This window comes from Cohnella rhizosphaerae (assembly GCF_029525575.1).
In the GTDB taxonomy this organism is placed as follows: domain Bacteria; phylum Bacillota; class Bacilli; order Paenibacillales; family Paenibacillaceae; genus Cohnella; species Cohnella rhizosphaerae.
In genome coordinates, this window is record NZ_JAPDIA010000002.1 from 288826 (window position 1) to 304249 (window position 15424).

Sequence of the window (15424 nt, forward strand, 5' to 3'; positions counted from 1 at the left end):
CGATTCTCCGAATTTGGCGCGAACTTACAGGTTTTTGCGCGTCGTCTTGCCGCCGTCGCAGGTGTACAGCACGGGTTTGCCGTCGATGACCGATTCGAGATGGACCGGCTTGCCCCACAGTCTCGCCATGTAAGGCAGCGTGCGCTCTGTATACTTGGCGTCCAGCTCGACGCCCTCGTACCGGTGGCTGACGTACAGCTCGCCATTGCGGTGGTAATCGCCGTCGGTCACGACCAGATACGGAAATCCTCCGTTTACCCTCGAATAGACGAGCTGATCCCGGACGTTTTCCCATTCCTTGTCGGTGATCGTCCAGTCCGCGCCCTTTTTCTCGAACACATACAGATCCAGGTCCTCCGTCAGTTCCTTCGTCAAGTAGTTGCGGATGAACGAGGGATCCGAATCGAGCTCGCGCACTTCGAACATCGCCTCGCGGCCGAACCGTTTCTCGATATCCTCGAACATCTTGAGGCCCAGGTAATAGGGGTTAAGCGAACTGCGGGACGGCTGGACGACGGAGGCGTTCAGCTTGGCGTATTCGATCGTCTCTTCGGAATCGAGATTCAGCTCGCGGATAATGCGCTGATGCCAGAAGGTCGCCCAGCCCTCGTTCATGATTTTGGTCTCGATCTGAGGCCAGAAATACAGCATTTCGTCGCGAAGCATGGACAGAATGTCCCGCTGCCAGTCTTCCATGAAAGGCGCGTATTCCTGAATGAACCAGAGGATGTCCTTCTCCGGTTCCGGCGGAAACTTGCGAAGCTCGGGCTTATGGTCTTGGATTCGCAGCCGCTCCGCGCGCTCTTCGTCGTCGAGCAGCCAGATATCGTCGTAAGCCGAAGTCGGCGCGGACTTGCGCCCGAGCTTCTGATCGCGCTGCTGCGCCTCCATATAACGGCGCTTGTCGAGGCCTTGCGGCCGCACGATGCCGGGTTCCACATGCTCCTGGATCGCGAGCACCGCATCAAGGAATTTCTCTACCTCTTCACTGCCGTATTCAAGCTCGTATTGGCTGATTCGCTCGGCCGTCGCGGACATGCTCTCGACCATATCGCGGTTGGAGGTGGAGAAGCGGGCGTTGTTTTTGAAAAAATCGCAGTGCGCGAGCACGTGCGCCACGATCAGCTTGTTCTGGATGAGCGAGTTGCCGTCGAGCAGGAAGGCGTAGCAGGGGTTCGAGTTGATGACGAGCTCGTAAATCTTGCTGAGGCCGAGATCGTATTGCAGCTTCATTTTATTGAAGGTTTTGCCGAAGCTCCAGTGGCTGAAGCGCGTCGGCATGCCGTACGCCCCGAACGTGTAGATGATGTCGGACGGGCAAATCTCGTAGCGCATCGGATAGAAATCGAGCCCAAAGCCTTGGGCGATCTCCGTGATCTCCCCGATAGCAAGCTCCAGCTGGCGTTGGTATTCGATATGGGACATGGGCGCGACTCCCCTTCGGATTGGCATGCATGATAACTCATGTATATGCGGGGAGGCGGCGCGGCTTGACAGGGTTGTGCGAAGGCCGTCCGAATTAGCCCGGTGAGCCAGGTCTTCTTTGTCCACGACTGATCACCTCGGCATATAGACAAGCGAAGCGGGCGTCCGGTTCACTCGTTTAAGGAAATAATCGGGATTTTTACGTAATTGCGTTAAGCGGTTCGGCTTGCTAGACTAATAGATAGAATGTATGTTCGGGAGGAAAACGACATTGCCCGCATTCTTATTCGAACCTGCCAGATACCCGGAGCAGCCGGGCGTATACATCATGAAGAATGACGAAGGCCGGGTGCTGTACGTCGGCAAGTCCAAGTGCATCCGGGACAGGCTGCGCGCCTACTTCAACGGCGCCGACAAGCGCAGGCGGATTCCCGCCCTGACCGCGGAGATCGCCGAGATCGGCTTCATCGTCGTGAACAACGAGCACGAGAGCCTGGTCCTGGAGAACAATCTCATCAAGATCCACAAGCCTCCGTACAATCGCGCGCTGAAAAAGGACAACAGCGGATATGCGTACTTGCAGCTGACCCGGGAGCCTTTGCCGAGACTGATCGCGCATTATCGCGACAGGCGCGCGGTGCGCGAGGAGAGCGGCGAGGCGGCGTTCGGGCGCAGCTTAGGCGGCCCGGCCGAGAGTCGGCTTGGCCGCGCGCGCGAAGAGACGGCGGCGGCAGGCACGGAGGGGCGGGATGCGGAGGGCCGGGACGCGGCTGTGCGGGACGCGGTGGCGGGGGGCGCTGCGTTACGCTCGTCCAAGCGAGAGGTACTCCCCGCTCCGGCAGCGGACGATCAGCCCCCCGAGCGGTTCGGTCCGTTCGTCAGCAGCCGCTTCCGCGAGGCGGTCATCGCTTTCGTGACGGAGCATTACAAGCTCCGCACCTGCGTCGCGCTGCCCAAGCGGGCGTGTCTCGAGTATCACCTCGGCAAGTGCAGCGGCGTCTGCGCCGGACATATCTCGCACGAGGAGTACCGGGAGACGGCGCGCGCGGCGGCCAGGCTGCTGGCCGGCGGCGGCGAGCGGCTGGTCGGCGCGATGTATCGACAGATGGAGGCGTACGCGGAGCGGCTCGCCTTCGAGAAGGCGGAGCATATGCTGCGCCATATCCGGATTCTGGAGCGCACCCCGGAACGGCAGATCGTCGATACGGAGACCGACGGCACGCAGGAGGCCGTCTACTTCGGCGAATCCGACGTCTGCGTCGCGCAGTTCCACGAAGGGATGCTGCACCGGCTCGAATGCATTCCTTGGTCGCGCGGGGAGGAAGGGGCCGCCGCGTGCGACCGGTTCCTGATGGAGCGGTACAAGACGCTGTCGCGTCCCGACGAGATCATCGCGAGCGAGATCGGGGACGCCCGGTTGCTGCGCGCGGCGCTGCGGAGGCGGGGGCAACCCGCCGTGCGCATCACCGTTCCCCAACGCGGCATGAAGCGCGATCTGCTCGGCTTGTGCAGGCGCAATCTCGAAGAGACGAAGCGCGCGAAAGGCTGAATCGCACGACGGTCCGCCGTTCGTGCGATTTGCATTTTTTCGCGAATAGGCTTACTTGCACGGGACTTAAGGTCATGTTACAACAGGTGGATAACGAAACGAATGCGATGCGGAGGAGAAGACAGGTGTCAGAGCAGGAACGGACGGATGCACGGACCGGAGAGACCGAGCGCCTCGCCGAGGTGATCAGGATCATTGACCGCAAGCTGCTGAAGGAGCTGTCCGTACAGGGCGAGCGGCGGGGCGACGTCGTCGGCATTCGCAAGGATTTCTGGGACGATCTGGCGATCAACTTCTCCGACGAGACCGAACTCGGGGGAGACGTGGAGCAGCATCGTGCAGCAGGCCGAGCTGCTTGTCGAGCGGGAAAGGAGCCACCGGGTGGCCACCGAGGCCGCCGAGCGGCTGGCCCGTCAGCACGACAATCCTTATTTCGCGCGGATCGACTTTGCGGAAAAGAAGGAGCTTGCAGCGGGCGGCGACGGCGCGGGCGCTGCGGGCGAGACTTCGGAGCCGGAGGTCATCTATATCGGCAGAGCGTCTCTCGTCGGCGAAGACGGAGAGACGTTCTACATTTATGATTGGCGCGCGCCGGTATCGAGTCTTTTTTACGATCACGAGCCGGGTCCCGCGTCCTACGATACGCCTGGCGGAGAGATCGCCGGCGAGATGACGCTCAAGCGCCAGTTCGTCATTCGCGGCGGCCGGCTGCGGCATATGTTCGATACGGACGAGACGATCGGCGACGACATCTTGCAGGCGGTGCTCTCCGAAAAATCCGACACGGCCATGAAGAGCATCGTCGCCACGATCCAGAAAGAGCAGAACCGGATCATCCGCGACGAGCGACACCGACTGATCGTCGTGCAGGGGGCGGCGGGCAGCGGCAAGACGTCAGCCGCGCTGCAGCGCGTCGCCTATTTGTTATATCGGTACCGGGACAGCCTCACGGCCGAGCAGATCGTGCTCTTTTCGCCGAATCCGGTGTTCAAGGGCTACATCTCGCGCGTGCTGCCCGATCTGGGCGAAGCGAACATGCGCCAGATGACGTTCCGCGAGCTGATCGAGGCGCGTCTGGGCAGACGGTTCGACGCGGAGGATCTGTTCGCGCAGACCGAAGACCTGGCCGCGACCGAAGGCACGCCGGAGGGCGAAGCGCGGGCGCGCGCGGTGCGGTACAAAGGCTCCGAGCACTATTTCGAGACGATCGCGGCCTATTTGGACCGCCTCAAGCGGGAAGGCGTCGTCTTCCGGCAGCTCCGCTTCAAGGGCGACACGATCGTGTCCGCCGAGGAGATGAGCCGCCAGTTCTACGTCGAGTACGGCGAAGACAGCTTCGGCGACCGGCTGGCCAAGCTGCGCAGATGGCTGAACGGCCGGCTGACGGCATGGGTGGACGATCAACTCCATGAGCCTTGGGTCGAACAGGCGGCCGAGCTGATGGAGGAAGAGGATATTCAGCGGGCTTACGTCAACGTGAGGCGCCAGGGCGGATTCCACGAAGACGCGTTCGACGACGAGGACAAGATGACGGAGCTCCTGCTGAGGCAGGCCGCGGAAAATGCGATCGGGCCGCTGCGCCGGGCGGTCAAGGGCTTCCGTTTTATGGATGCGCCCGAGACCTATCGTCAGCTGTTCGTCAGCCGCTCGTTGTTCGTGTCCTGCGCGCCGGACGGACGTCTGCCCGAGGGCTGGGAATGGATGGCGCAGCGCGTCGAGGACAAGCTCGGCCGCAAGGAGCTGGATCACGAGGACGCGACGCCGCTGCTCTATTTAATGGAAGCGCTCGAAGGCTTCCGCAAGGTCGAGGGCGAAGTGAAGCATCTGTTCGTGGACGAGGCGCAGGACTATTCGCCGTTTCAGGCGGCCTATCTGCGCAGGCGGTTCCCGCGCGCGCGAATGACCGTGCTCGGCGACTTCAACCAGGCGATCTACGCGCAGGCGGAGGACAGCGGCGGCTTCGGCGGCTGGACGCGCCTCGCCGATCCTGCCGACGCGGCCGTATGGCGGCTCACGACGAGCTATCGCTCGACGAGGCCGATCGTCGAGCTGTCCAAGCGGATTCTGCGGCCCGAGGATGCCGAGGGCATCCGTCCGTTCAACCGCGATGGCGAGGAGCCGAGACTGATCCCTTGCGGAGACCGCGCGCATCTCGCGGATCTGGCGGCGGCGGACGTGACGGCGCTGCTCGCGGCGGGGCATGGGACGATCGGCGTCATCGCGAAGACGGCGCACGAGGCCGGGGACGCGAGCGCTTTGCTCAAGGAGCGGCTTGGCGAGGATGTGCCCGTGACGCTCGTGAGCGGCGGATCGGCCAACCTGCCGAAGGGCGTCTCGGTGCTGCCTTCCTATTTGTCCAAGGGCATCGAATTCGACGCGGTCCTCGTGTGGGACGCATCGGCGGAGCGATACGGGCAGGAGCGGCACCGCAAACTGCTGTATACGGTGAGCACGAGGGCGCTTCACGTGCTGCACATCTATTATACGGGCGAGCTGTCGCCTTACTTGACATAGCGTCCCATCGCTTAAAGCGAGCATCGCACATCGTCGGGTATATGATCCTTGGACTGGCGATTGCGGCGTGGTAAGGGCGAGGTAAGACAGAAGCTTTTTGCGGAGGCCGAGCGTATCCCGGCGGCTTCCGCGCGGTTATACGAGGAGGAACCTTTTATGCCTGACACGATAGACAAGGACATCGATCGTTCGATGGGAGAGGCGCGCAGCGTGCTGAAGCGCTTCTTCGGCTACGATGCGTTTCGGCGCGGGCAGGAGGAGCTGATCGAAGCGATCTTGAGCGGACGGGACGCGCTCGGCGTCATGCCGACCGGCGCGGGCAAGTCGATCTGCTACCAGGTGCCCGCGCTTCTGCTCCCGGGCGTCACGATCGTCGTATCTCCGCTGATCTCGCTCATGAAGGACCAGGTGGACGCCTTGAACGCGGCGGGCATCGAAGCGACGCTCATCAACAGCACATTATCCGCAAAAGAGACGAACGATCGCCTGCGCGATATTTACTACGGTCACTACAAGCTCGTATACGTCGCGCCGGAGCGGCTCGAATCGGAGCGATTCCGCGGCATGCTGCGCCACATCAATGTGCCGCTCGTCGCCGTCGACGAGGCGCACTGCGTGTCGCAGTGGGGGCATGATTTCCGTCCAAGCTACATGGGCATCTCCCGCATGCTTCAGGATATCGAGCCGCGCCCGGTCATGGCCGCCTTCACGGCGACGGCGACCGACGTCGTTAAGGACGACATCGTGGAGCGGCTGAAGCTGGCGTCCCCGGCCCGCGTCACGACGGGCTACGCGAGGGAGAACCTGTCGCTGTCGGTCGTTAAAAACGCGGACAAGCGGGACTATCTCGTCCGCTACATCCGCGAGCGCGCGGGACAGTCGGGCATTATATACGCGGCGACGCGGCGTGAGGTCGAGGGACTGGCCGGGTTCCTGACCTCGCTCGGGCTCCCTGCCGGGATGTATCATGCGGGTTTGCCGGAAGAGGAGCGTGCGCGGACCCAGGAGGCGTTCATCCGCGACGATCTCCAGCTGATCGTGGCGACCAACGCGTTCGGAATGGGCATCGACAAATCCAACGTGCGCTACGTCGTGCACTTCAATATGCCGAAAAACCTGGAGGCCTATTATCAGGAAGCCGGACGCGCGGGGCGCGACGGCGAGCCCGGCGAGTGCGTCATGCTGTTCTCGGCGCAGGACGTCGTGACGCAGAAGTTTTTTATCGAACGGAGCGAAGCGGACGACGAGCGCAAGCGCAACGACTATCGGCTGTTGAACGATATGGTGGAGTATGCGCACACCTCCGATTGCCTCCAGCGCGCGATCGTGCGATATTTCGGCCAGGACGGCGGCGAGCCGTGCGGGCGGTGCAGCAGCTGCACCGACGAGCGCGAGTTGCGCGACGTTACCGAGCTGGCCAAGCTGGTGTTTGCCTGCGTATCCGCCATGAAGCAGCGTTTCGGCATCACGCTGACGGCCAAGGTGCTGCGCGGCGCGAGCGACGCCAAGGTAAGGCAGTTCGGCTTCGACAGCTTGCCCTGGTACGGCAGGCTGGGCAGCTTGTCGGAAAAGGAAATCGTGCAGTTGATCCACGGGCTCGTCGCCGACGGCTATCTCAAGCTGACGGACAGCCAATACCCGGTCGTGCAGTTGGCAGCCAAGGTTCGCGGCGTGATGAGCGAGGGCGAGCAGGTGTTCCAGCGGATCGAACCGCAGCAGAGCGGCGGGCGGACGAGCAGCCGGTCGCGCTCGGGGGGGCGCGTCGGCATTGCCGCCGGCGGACGCCGGACTGTTCGAGCGGCTGCGCGAGGTGCGCAAGGCGCTCGCGACGCGCGAGGGCGTGCCGCCGTTCATCATCTTCGGCGATGCCACGCTGCGCGAGATGTGCGCGCTGCGTCCGACGTCGGAGCATGAGATGCGCCGCGTCAAAGGCGTGGGCGACGCCAAGCTCGAGAAGTACGGCGAGGCGTTCGCGGAGGCGATTCGGAATTACGCGGAAGGCTGAGAAAGTCATTGCCAATGATGCGTTGCGCATAAATGACGAGCTTTGCATCAAGAAGAGCTTGGCGCCACGAATAGCTCTGCCGTAGACAAACCAGGTCTTGCCCGGATATAATTATTTCAAAATTAAACGACGTGAAGCACACGCCGCTTTCATGCGCACTCGGTCTACGACCGCGATGCCGCAGGGAGGCGGCTTTTGTTTTCTCGCCGCATAAGGAGACGTGTTCCGATGTCCCGGTTCGACGAAATGTACGAAGCCTGGCTGAAGTCGCATATCGACATGGAAACCAATCCGCGCCGTAAAGCGAGGCTCGAAAAAGGGCTGGGTCATGGCACGGTCGAGTTTTTACGAACGATCTGGTTTCCAAGAGTCGGCAACTTTGATCACTTGTATCCGGAATGGGAGGTTCGCGACTTCGGCGGCGGATATCGATACATAGACCTCGCCTATATGCCCGGCAGAGCGAAGGGGGGCCATCGAGATTCAGGGCTATGGGCCGCATGCCAGAGACCTCGACGTGAGACGCTTTAAAGATCTATGCCGAAGACATTGCCTGATGGCTCTTGAAGGATGGATATTTTTGCCGATCGCTTATCCGTCCATCGTCGAGGAACCAGGCCAGTGCCAGCAGCTCGTGCTTGCGTTTATCGGCCATTTTATCGCATCGGACGCGTCCGCTTCCCTCGATTGGCTGGAGGCGGAGACCGTTCGTCTGGCGCGGCGTTTGCTTCGGCCGATCAAGCCGTTGGAGTTGGCCGGCCATCTTAGGGTGACCGATCGGCATGCCAGACGATTGCTGCGAAGGCTTGTGGCGCTTCAGGTGCTTGAGCCGGCCGGCGGAAGCGAGCGGGTGCGATCGTATCGACTCAGAAGCTAATTCATGCATCGAGGGGGGGGGGGCTCGCTCGGACTCGGCAGCCGCTATTTTACAGTCATTCACGACTTAGCGGGGAGTCGCGGACTCAGGTGCCGCTATCCGCGCCGGAGTGGGGGGAAATGGGTGTGAAAAAGCAAAATAAGGGCTCCTGGGTCCGCGAATCTACGCAAAAGGCCGGTAAAAGTGAAAATAACGGACGTGAGGTCCGCTGCGTATTTTGCGTGTGTGGCGAACGGACTCAGTGGCCGCTAATGCACAGTAACGTGCGACTTAGCGGGGAGTCGCGGACTCAGGTGCCGCTATCCGCGCCGGAGTGGGGGGAAATGGGTGTGAAAAAGCAAAATAAGGGCTCCCGGGTCCGCGAACCTACGCAAAAGGCCGGTAAAAGTGAAAATAGCGGACGTGAGGTCCGCTGCGTATTTTGCGCGTGTGGCGAACGGACTCAGTGGCCGCTAATTCACAGTAACATGCGACTTAGCGGGGAGTCGCGGACTCAGGTGCCGCTATCCGCGCCGGAGTGGGGGGGAATGGGTGTGAAAAAGCAAAATAAGGGCTCCCGGGTCCGTGAACCTACGCAAAAGGCCGGTAAAAGTGAAAATAGCGGACGTGAGGTCCGCTGCGTATTTTGCGCGTGTGGCGAACGGACTCAGTGGCCGCTAATTCACAGTAACATGCGACTTAGCGGGGAGTCGCGGACTCAGGTGCCGCTATCCGCGCCGGAGTGGGGGGAAATGGGTGTGAAAAAGCAAAATAAGGGCTCCCGGGTCCGCGAACCTACGCAAAAGGCCGGTAAAACTGAAAATAGCGGACGTGAGGTCCGCTGCGTATTTTGCGCGTGTGGCGAACGGACTCAGTGGCCGCTAATTCACAGTAACATGCGACTTAGCGGGGGAGTCGCGGACTCAGGTGCCGCTATTCGCGCCGGAGTGGGGGGGGAAATGGGTGTGAAAAAGCAAAATAAGGGCTCCCGGGTCCGTGAATCTACGCAAAAGGCCGGTAAAAGTGAAAATAGCGGACGTGAGGTCCGCTGCGTATTTTGCGCGTGTGGCGAACGGACTCAGTGGCCGCTAATTCACAGTAACATGCGACTTAGCGGGGAGTCGCGGACTCAGGTGCCGCTATCCGCGCCGGAGTGTGGGGAAATGGGTGTGAAAAAGCAAAATAAGGGCTCCTGGGTCCGCGAATCTACGCAAAAGGCCGGTAAAAGTGAAAATAACGGACGTGAGGTCCGCTGCGTATTTTGCGTGTGTGGCGAACGGACTCAGTGGCCGCTAATGCACAGTAACGTGCGACTTAGCGGGGAGTCGCGGACTCAGGTGCCGCTATCCGCGCCGGAGTGGGGGAAATGGGTGTGAAAAAGCAAAATAAGGGCTCCCGGGTCCGCGAACCTACGCAAAAGGCCGGTAAAAGTGAAAATAGCGGACGTGAGGTCCGCTGCGTATTTTGCGCGTGTGGCGAACGGACTCAGTGGCCGCTAATTCACAGTAACATGCGACTTAGCGGGGAGTCGCGGACTCAGGTGCCGCTATCCGCGCCGGAGTGTGGGGGGAATGGGTGTGAAAAAGCAAAATAAGGGCTCCTGGGTCCGCGAACCTACGCAAAAGGCCGGTAAAAGTGAAAATAACGGACGTGAGGTCCGCTGGCATGAGTGAGGCTTGGAGAGTACGCCGGCGCACGTGCGAAGCAAGGAACCGCGAGACAAGGGAAGCCCGCCGACGCATATGCGAAGCAAGGAACCGCGAGACAAGGAAAGCCTGCCGACGCATCTGCGAGGCAAGGAACGTTGAGGCAAGGAGAGTAGCCGGCGCACGTGCGAAGCAAGGAACCGCGAGATAAGGGAAGCCCGCCGACGATAGAGATTTGTACGCGGTCAAGCCCCGCTTTCGCCGACCGAGAGGGCGCCGCGGCGGTACATGGCGAGGCGGACGACATGGGACAGGCCTGCGGGGCATTGGACGATGACCGTTACTTCGGGGACGTTCGTACGGGCGCCGAACCGGACGGGGCCTCGCAGCCATATCCGATGCAGGCCGAAGCCGATGCCGAACCCGACGGCCGTGCCGATCAGCCCCCACACGATCGGGCCCCAGGCAAGGCCGAAGCCTGCGGCAACGCCGATCACGGCGCAGGCCGTCGCCCAGGCCGCGCCCATCTCGATGGCGTCGCTTTGCTTGGCTTCGGGATTCGGCTCCGAGCGCAGGTTCATGCCTACCGCTAAAATATGCTTGCGCTCGATCCCGCTCCGTTCGATATCGGCAAGCGCTTGCTCCAGCTCAAGCGAATGGGCGAAGCATCCGATCAACAGCATCCTCTCACCCCTGCTCCGAACAAATTGAGATCTCAGCCTTGTCGTACGTTTTTTTTCAAATACGCCCGCTGTTCTTCGCGGAACAGCTTATTTTGCTCGATCGTTCCCCGGTAAGCCTGGTAGGCAGCGCCGCCGATCACGGAGGGCATAAACATGAACCAGTGCTGCGAGATCATTTCGGTCGATCGCGCGGCAGAGCCGTAGAGCAGCTCGACGCTGGCCGCCAGCGCGTGAGACATCCCGATATAGATCCACCACCAGAACATAAAGTAGAAGCCCAAGCCGAATCGCTGATTGTACAGCTGCCCGAGTCCCGGGAAAAGAAGCGAATAAAAAAATGCCGGTCAGCGGATTTTTTCGCTCGATATACTGCACCTCCAGCGGATAGATCCGCATGCGGCGTATAGGCGCCTCGCCGTCCGACAACGACCTCAGGCTGCCCTGATATTTGGCGCCTCGATAGCTGTCCCAAACGGCAAACAAATAAATCGTCGCGTAGCCGAACGCCCAATTCGGGTCGAGCACCTCGGCAGCATCGTCGAAGCGGCCGCAGAATGTGTACACGATCGCATCGTTCAGCCTGCACAGCTTGTTGACGAGCATTTCCGTCAGCGTGAACAGGACGCCGCGCGCGTATTGATTGATGACGAAATGCCCGAAGCCCGGGAAACACGCCGACCACCAGGCCACCATAAGCGGCCGGGGGACGGACGAAAACGTAATGCCGAGCATGCTCATGCGGACGAATGGATACCGGTTGCGAGCGCTGATCTTTTTTCATGGAGCTAGTTTGCAATTTATTACAGTATTTATGCGTCCTTCCAGATCGGAGTAGAAATCCATACGGATGGATATACTTGGCACGTTGGCGGTCGCTTCGGCGCAGCAATCTCGCAGCATTCCCGCGGCATTCCATGGCATATCAAACTTCGGGCGGTGAACATCCATGAGCGAGTCGCAATCGGCGGTTCCACCGGCGATGCTGAGCGCGGATCTAGACGAAAATATAGCAACGATCCGTTCAAGGCTGGGCAACGCGTCGGATCTACTCGTCAGCGAGCATCGTTCCAAGAGCGGTATTCGTTATGCGGTGTTCTGTATCGACGGCTTGTCCAGCCGTCTCCTCATTCAGGAGCACCTGCTCGAGTCGTTGATCGGCTCGGACGCCGACAAAGCGAATCTGCCTGTCCAGGAAGTCAGGACGACGGGCTTGCTGGATGAAGTGCTGATCGGAATCTTATCGGGGGGATTCCGCCGTTATGACCGAAGCAAGCGACTGCGCGCAAATCGTCGGCACGAAATTCTGGAATTCGAGGCCGGTCGAGGAACCGCAGACCGAGGCGCTGATACGCGGGCCGCGGGACGGCTTTACTGAAGATTTTCGCACCAACACTGCGCTCGTTCGGAGGCGGCTCCGAGATCCGAATTTGCGCTTCGAGACGTTCCAACTGGGCAGACGCTCGCGAACGGACGTCGCCGTCGTTTATGTCGAAGGTATCGTCAACGACAAGCTGCTGCAGGAGGTCCGCAGAAGGATTCATACGATCGACGTGGACGAAGTGGCCGGCTCGGGTTTCATCGAGCAGTGGCTGACGGATCATCAGCTGTCTCCGTTTCCCCAGATCATGAGCACCGAACGGCCCGACAAGCTGTCGGCGGCGCTGCTGCAGGGCAAAGTCGGCATCATCGTGGACAATTCGCCGTTTCAGCTCATTATGCCGATGACGCTTTTTGCTTTTTTTCATTCGCCGGAGGATTATTACCAGAATTGGATCGTATCCACCGCCATACGCGTTATGCGGTTCGGCGCGGCTTTTCTCGCGACGTTTATGCCCGCCTTTTACATCGCGCTCACCGAATTTCATCACGGCATGCTGCCGTCGGAGCTCGCTTTTTCGATCGCGGGTTCGAGAGAAGGGGTACCGTTCCCGTCGGTCGTCGAGGCGTTCGCCATGGAAGCGACCCTCGAGCTGCTGCGGGAAGCGGGGATCAGGCTGCCCAAACCGATCGGCCAGACGATCGGCATCGTAGGCGGACTCGTTATCGGGGAAGCGGCGGTCAGAGCGGGCATCGTGAGCCCGATCATGGTCATCGTCGTCGCCATCACGGCGATTTCTTCGTTTTCCCTGCCTTCCTACACCTTTGCGATTTCGCTGCGATTGCTGCGTTTTTTAGTCATGCTGTCGGCGGCGCTGTTCGGTCTGTACGGCATCGTGCTCGCCTACATTATGTTGAACATTCATATCGCCAATCTTAAGAGCTTCGGCATTCCGTATTCGACGCCTTTCGCGCCGACGTTTCTGAGCGATTGGAAGGATCTTATTTTGCGCGCGCCGCTAAGCATGATGACCGGTCGTCCGAAGATGATGCGAACGAAGGACAAAAATCGTTCGAAATAAGTGCAAAAGGCGGCTTTCCATGAAAACATTCGAGTACGGAGACAATCAGATCGGCTCTCGCGAAGTATCGATGACCGTCTCGTCGATTATGATCGGGATCGGCATTTTGACGCTGCCGGGCATGCTCGCGAGGCATATTCAGGCATCCGACGGCTGGGTATCGATACTGGCGGCGGGTTTGATCGCCTCCGTTTGCGGACTCGTCGTCTGCAGGTTGTTGAAGCAATTTCAAGGCGAGACGTTTCACAGCTTTACGGCTCGCATCACGGCCAAACCCGTCGCGGTGCTCGTATCGGCGATTTACGGCGTTTATTTTCTGCTCTATGTCGGCTACGAGGTTCGGTCGATCGCCAAGATTTCCAGGATGTACTTGCTCGAGAACACGCCGATTTCTTTTATTTCCGTCGCCTTTTTGCTTGTCGTCGTCTATGGCGTCTCCGGATCGACGGCGGCCGTGATCCGGCTGAATACGATGTTTCTGCCGATCGTGCTTTTCATCTCCGCCGTCGTTCTGCTCTTCGGCATCCAACTGACGAACCTGGACAATCTGAAGCCGTTTATGACCACCTCGCCGCTCGAGCTTGCTTCCGGCACGAAGGACGCGACCTTCGCCTTGCTTGGGTTTGAAGTGCTGTTGTTTTACGGGCCGCTGCTGAAGCCGGCCGTACGCACCCAAAGGGCGATGCTGGTCGGCATCGCCATTCCGGTCTTTTTTGTGCCTGATCACCTATTTATATTCGATCGCGATTTTTACGCAGGAAGCGACCGCGCAAATTTTGTTTCCGACCGTCGAGATCGCGAAGGAGGTTCGCCTGCCCGGCCAATTTTTCGAACGGCTGGAGTCGATCTTTTTCACCGTCTGGATCATGACCATCTTTAATACAACGTGCATGGCGATGGAGACCAGCGTCTCCTGCCTGCAAGCGATCGTGTCCAAGCTCGACAAGCGGTGGTGCATCATGATCATGTCGCCGCTCGCGTACTTCATCAACATGGTGCCCGAGAGCATGCTTCAATACAAGCAGCTTGGCACGTTCATCAGCCATATCGGGTACGGGACCGCCGCAGCGATCCCGATCGCCCTCCTGACGGCGGCGCGGTTCAGGAGAGAACGGCGCCTATGACGCTGTCGAGACGGTGTACGGCGATGCTGACAGCGGCAATCGCGTTTGCGGCGATGACCGGCTGCTGGGATCGCGTGGAGATCAACAACCGGGGCTTCGTGGTAGGCGTATCGATCGACGCGCAGCCTGTCGAAGAGGAAGAGCCGTCTGAAGCGGAAACGGAAACGGAAACGCAGCATGCTCAAAACTACCGCATCTGTTACCAGATCGTCGTACCCGGCGGACAAAACGGCGGAGAGGGCTCGCAAAGCAACGCCGGCTATTCGAATCTGTGCGGCAGGGCGACGAGCTTGTCCGCCTTCCACCAATATGCCACCGACAAGCTCAGCAGGCCCCCCTTTTACGATCATCTCAAGGTGATTCTGGTCTCGGACCAGGTCGCCCGCAGGGGAACGGGGTTCGCGGACATGCTCGATTTTTTTTATCCGGGGCGCCGGCGTCAGGCGATCCATCAAGATTCTGGTCGCCAAGGGCGAAGCCGCCGAAGCGCTCTATGCCCACTCTCCGAACGAAAGCCTGCCGGCCAGCGATATCGAGAAAATAGCCGGCAACCGCAGTAGTCTGGAAAAGCTTCCGGCTACGCAAATCGGTTATATTCACGAAAGGCTCATGAACGAAACGAGTTATGCGGTACAATCGCTGGAGACCTCGAACAAATCCGTACTCGTATCCGGCAGCGCGATCTTCGACGGCAAGACGAACCGCCAATTCGGGACGCTGAGCGCGCGGCAAACGACGGGAATGAATTTTTTTGCGCGGGTACAAAATGAGAGGCATGCTCATGCTGCAGGCCGCAGGGGCGAAAATTTCGCTTAACGTCTACGAGATCAGAACCCGCTTAAGCGCGGACGTTCGCGATCCGGCGCATATCGTGTTCGACGCGGCCGTCGCCGTCGTCGTCGCCGTTCGCGAGACGACGGGCGCCGTCGATCTGATGACGAAGTCCGTCGTCGATCGGATTCAGCAGGATGCCGCCTCAGAGATCGAATCGATGATCGCGGATGCGGTCCGCGTCGTGCAGCGCGATATCGGCAAGGATGCCCTCGGGCTTGGCGAAGCGCTGAAGCACAATCATCATCGAGCCTGGGAAAAAGTGAAAAACGACTGGGATCAGGGAAAGCATCTTTTGTCCGCCTGCGAAGTCAGGCCGCACGCGACCGTGACCATCCGGATGAACGGCACCGTCGACCAAACGGAGCGGGAATAAACATTCGATCGGAGCT

General features: G+C 60.1%; 14 protein-coding genes and 2 pseudogenes. 12 read left to right on the forward strand and 4 right to left on the reverse strand.

Going from position 1 to position 15424, the window contains the following annotated elements; all coding sequences use genetic code 11:
* Positions 1-24: 24 nt before the first annotated feature.
* Positions 25-1425 (reverse strand): SpoVR family protein, encoded by a 1401-nt coding sequence (locus OMP40_RS04880; protein WP_277529623.1) that lies wholly within the window; start codon positions 1423-1425, stop codon positions 25-27.
* Between the two features lie 271 nt (positions 1426-1696).
* Between OMP40_RS04880 and OMP40_RS04885 the strand changes: the two genes are divergently transcribed.
* Positions 1697-2974 carry a GIY-YIG nuclease family protein gene (locus OMP40_RS04885; protein ID WP_277529625.1) on the forward strand — a complete coding sequence of 426 codons (1278 nt, stop codon included), beginning with the start codon at positions 1697-1699 and terminating at the stop codon, positions 2972-2974.
* Positions 2975-3102: 128 nt separating this feature from the next.
* Here OMP40_RS04885 and OMP40_RS04890 read toward each other — a convergent pair whose 3' ends face one another.
* Positions 3103-3363 carry a hypothetical protein gene (locus OMP40_RS04890; RefSeq protein WP_277529813.1) on the reverse strand — a complete coding sequence of 87 codons (261 nt, stop codon included), beginning with the start codon at positions 3361-3363 and terminating at the stop codon, positions 3103-3105.
* On the opposite strand from OMP40_RS04890, the gene helD reads away from it, so the two are divergent.
* The 4 genes and pseudogenes from helD to OMP40_RS04905 all read left to right on the forward strand — a co-directional run bounded on the left by helD (position 3311) and on the right by OMP40_RS04905 (position 8370).
* On the forward strand, positions 3311-5488 hold the full coding sequence (helD, locus tag OMP40_RS04895) for an RNA polymerase recycling motor HelD (protein ID WP_277529627.1): 2178 nt from the start codon (positions 3311-3313) through the stop codon (positions 5486-5488). The genes OMP40_RS04890 and helD overlap by 53 nt on opposite strands.
* Positions 5489-5644: 156 nt before the next feature.
* Positions 5645-7402 carry a DNA helicase RecQ gene (gene recQ / locus OMP40_RS04900; RefSeq protein WP_338131028.1) on the forward strand — a complete coding sequence of 586 codons (1758 nt, stop codon included), beginning with the start codon at positions 5645-5647 and terminating at the stop codon, positions 7400-7402.
* Positions 7329-7493, forward strand: a complete 165-nt coding sequence (locus tag OMP40_RS39760) for an HRDC domain-containing protein (RefSeq protein WP_338131029.1) — start codon at positions 7329-7331, stop codon at positions 7491-7493. The genes recQ and OMP40_RS39760 overlap by 74 nt, the downstream gene beginning before the upstream one ends.
* A gap of 228 nt (positions 7494-7721) precedes the next feature.
* Positions 7722-8370: pseudogene (locus tag OMP40_RS04905) on the forward strand (transcriptional regulator).
* A 1870-nt stretch (positions 8371-10240) separates the two neighbouring features.
* On the opposite strand, the gene OMP40_RS04910 reads toward OMP40_RS04905, so the two are convergent.
* Entirely contained in the window at positions 10241-10678 is a 438-nt protein-coding gene (locus OMP40_RS04910) for a hypothetical protein (RefSeq protein ID WP_277529629.1), read from the reverse strand.
* Between the two features lie 87 nt (positions 10679-10765).
* Positions 10766-11410: a hypothetical protein gene (locus OMP40_RS04915; RefSeq protein WP_277529631.1), complete on the reverse strand. Its 645-nt coding sequence runs from the start codon at positions 11408-11410 to the stop codon at positions 10766-10768.
* A 214-nt stretch (positions 11411-11624) separates the two neighbouring features.
* On the opposite strand from OMP40_RS04915, the gene OMP40_RS39765 reads away from it, so the two are divergent.
* The 7 genes and pseudogenes from OMP40_RS39765 to OMP40_RS04940 all read left to right on the forward strand — a co-directional run bounded on the left by OMP40_RS39765 (position 11625) and on the right by OMP40_RS04940 (position 15408).
* On the forward strand, positions 11625-12053 hold the full coding sequence (locus tag OMP40_RS39765; protein ID WP_338131030.1) for a hypothetical protein: 429 nt from the start codon (positions 11625-11627) through the stop codon (positions 12051-12053).
* Positions 11938-13077, forward strand: coding sequence for a spore germination protein (locus OMP40_RS04920; RefSeq protein WP_338131031.1), 1140 nt, complete (start codon positions 11938-11940; stop codon positions 13075-13077). The genes OMP40_RS39765 and OMP40_RS04920 overlap by 116 nt, the downstream gene beginning before the upstream one ends.
* A 19-nt stretch (positions 13078-13096) precedes the next feature.
* Positions 13097-13783: pseudogene (locus tag OMP40_RS04925) on the forward strand (GerAB/ArcD/ProY family transporter); the annotation flags it as partial.
* Positions 13784-13790: 7 nt separating this feature from the next.
* Positions 13791-14201 carry a GerAB/ArcD/ProY family transporter gene (locus OMP40_RS04930; RefSeq protein WP_277529633.1) on the forward strand — a complete coding sequence of 137 codons (411 nt, stop codon included), beginning with the start codon at positions 13791-13793 and terminating at the stop codon, positions 14199-14201.
* Positions 14198-14761 (forward strand): Ger(x)C family spore germination protein, encoded by a 564-nt coding sequence (locus OMP40_RS04935; RefSeq protein WP_277529634.1) that lies wholly within the window; start codon positions 14198-14200, stop codon positions 14759-14761. The genes OMP40_RS04930 and OMP40_RS04935 overlap by 4 nt, the downstream gene beginning before the upstream one ends.
* On the forward strand, positions 14661-15017 hold the full coding sequence (locus tag OMP40_RS43040) for a hypothetical protein (RefSeq protein ID WP_459076903.1): 357 nt from the start codon (positions 14661-14663) through the stop codon (positions 15015-15017). The genes OMP40_RS04935 and OMP40_RS43040 overlap by 101 nt, the downstream gene beginning before the upstream one ends.
* Entirely contained in the window at positions 14968-15408 is a 441-nt protein-coding gene (locus tag OMP40_RS04940; RefSeq protein WP_277529635.1) for a Ger(x)C family spore germination C-terminal domain-containing protein, read from the forward strand. Before OMP40_RS43040 ends, OMP40_RS04940 begins: the two co-directional genes overlap by 50 nt.
* Positions 15409-15424 lie beyond the last annotated feature (16 nt).